This window comes from Bartonella sp. AP57NXGY (genome assembly GCF_042195805.1).
Classification (GTDB): Bacteria; Pseudomonadota; Alphaproteobacteria; order Rhizobiales; family Rhizobiaceae; genus Bartonella.
The window spans coordinates 1-1,563 of record NZ_JBHIOZ010000262.1 but is presented as its reverse complement, the minus strand read 5'-3'; the positions used below and the strand labels follow the sequence as shown (position 1 = coordinate 1,563).

Here is a 1,563-nt window from a genome sequence, read left to right as displayed (position 1 = left end):
CAAAATTTTACAACGCCTGAGATTATGCTCGATCTTTTACGCTATTCGCCTTTACCGGCTTCACTTATTCATAAAATTGCGATAAAGGCGCAAAACTCTTTTCAAGAAGAGCAAAATGCCTCAGCGCAGATGGGGGATAATGTGGGGACAGAGCAGATAATGCAGATGTTGCAGACAGCAAAGGCTCAACAATAGGGTGCTTTGTCATGCGCGACTTCTGATAAATTCCATCTACCAGAAATTGCTTATCGATACAATTTCCATAGCGTAATGTCGTCTTCCTTTATCTTCGAAGAGCTGTTTTATGAGACTATCCCTGTTGGGGGAAAACAGGAGAACGAGGGAGTCTTGCCGTTATGTGGGGTGAAAACATGGTGGGGATGGTGAGCGCAGAATGGGCTTATCGATTTTCGTAGTGCATGGGCTCCCTTTTCTTAAAAGACCTGTTTTGTAGGGCAGGACTGTTGGGAAAAGTAGGGTGGAGAGGGAGTCTTGCCGTTATGTGGGGTGAACTTGGTGGGGCATGGTGGGCGCAGAATGGGCTTATCGATTTTTGTAGTGCATGGGCTCCCTTTTCTTAAAAGAACTGTTTTGTAGGGCAGTGTTGTTGGGAAAAGTAGGGTGGAGAGGGAGTCTTGCCGTTATGTGGGGTGGAGAGCATTGGGGGGAATACTGGTGCTCAAATGATGGGAGAACATTGAGGGGATAAGTGCTTATGGGCTGTTTTATCTGAAAAATTTGATTTTATTGTTTAAAAAAAGAGAAGGCTAATGTCATGGATCAAGAACACTTAACGCCGGCAGAACAAAACCAATTGAAACAAGATTTTCTGGTCTCAACACAAGAGGGAGAAAATGGTGAAATTGCAAGAGAAGAAAAAACTCTTGAAGATAATTTTCAAGGGCAAGTGCATCAACAACAGTACTCTTCGCAAAAGGCTGAAAAAGAGGTTCAAGGGGGAGAAGATGTTCCACCAGATCCGCAAAAAGACTTTATGGGCTATATGCAATGGTTGGGAAAAACACTCCAAAAACAAGGGCTTGTACATGAAAAACAACAGCCTTCTCTTGCTCGCGAAGCAGAACAGTTGCATGCATTTTTTCAGCAGTCTGTTGCCAGTGTTAAACAAAAGCATCATGATTTTGATCAAGCAGCTGATTTTATTTATGAAACGCGGGCTAAACAGTTGGCAGCTTGTGCTTCGCTCTATCCCGAGATGGCAGACCCCAAAAATATTGATGCGATAATTGGTGATGAGTTGAAGCAGATCTTGCGCGATTGTGCGCAAAAAAATCAAAACCCCGCTGAAGTGATTTACACGATTGCACAAAAAATTGGCTACACAAATGTTCCCAATAACATGGATGAAAATTTACAGGAAAGACACAATTCTGCGCGTACTCTTGCTGCTTATAACGGCTTGACTCCAAATGGGCCAATTTCTTTGGATATGCTTGATAAAATGTCAGAAGCAGAGTTTAGCGCTTGGGTTGCTGATCCTAAAAATAAAGCCGCTTTTAATCGTTTAATGGGGGGAAGAGAATTTTAAAAACAAGAATGTGG

1 protein-coding gene and 1 pseudogene are annotated in these 1,563 nt (G+C 42.7%); both read left to right on the top strand.

The features are described 5' to 3' along the window. Positions 1 to 195 (top strand): annotated as a pseudogene (locus ACFIL8_RS10105) (phage portal protein); the annotation flags it as partial. Between the two features lie 580 nt (positions 196 to 775). Beyond that, entirely contained in the window at positions 776 to 1,549 is a 774-nt protein-coding gene (locus ACFIL8_RS10100) for a hypothetical protein (protein WP_375689655.1), read from the top strand. Positions 1,550 to 1,563: the final 14 nt, after the last annotated feature.

What these genes read in the sequence shown, in the direction of transcription:
- ACFIL8_RS10100 (WP_375689655.1), top strand. Translation starts at nt 776, where the DNA reads ATGGATCAAGAACACTTAACGCCGGCAGAACAAAACCAATTGAAACAA.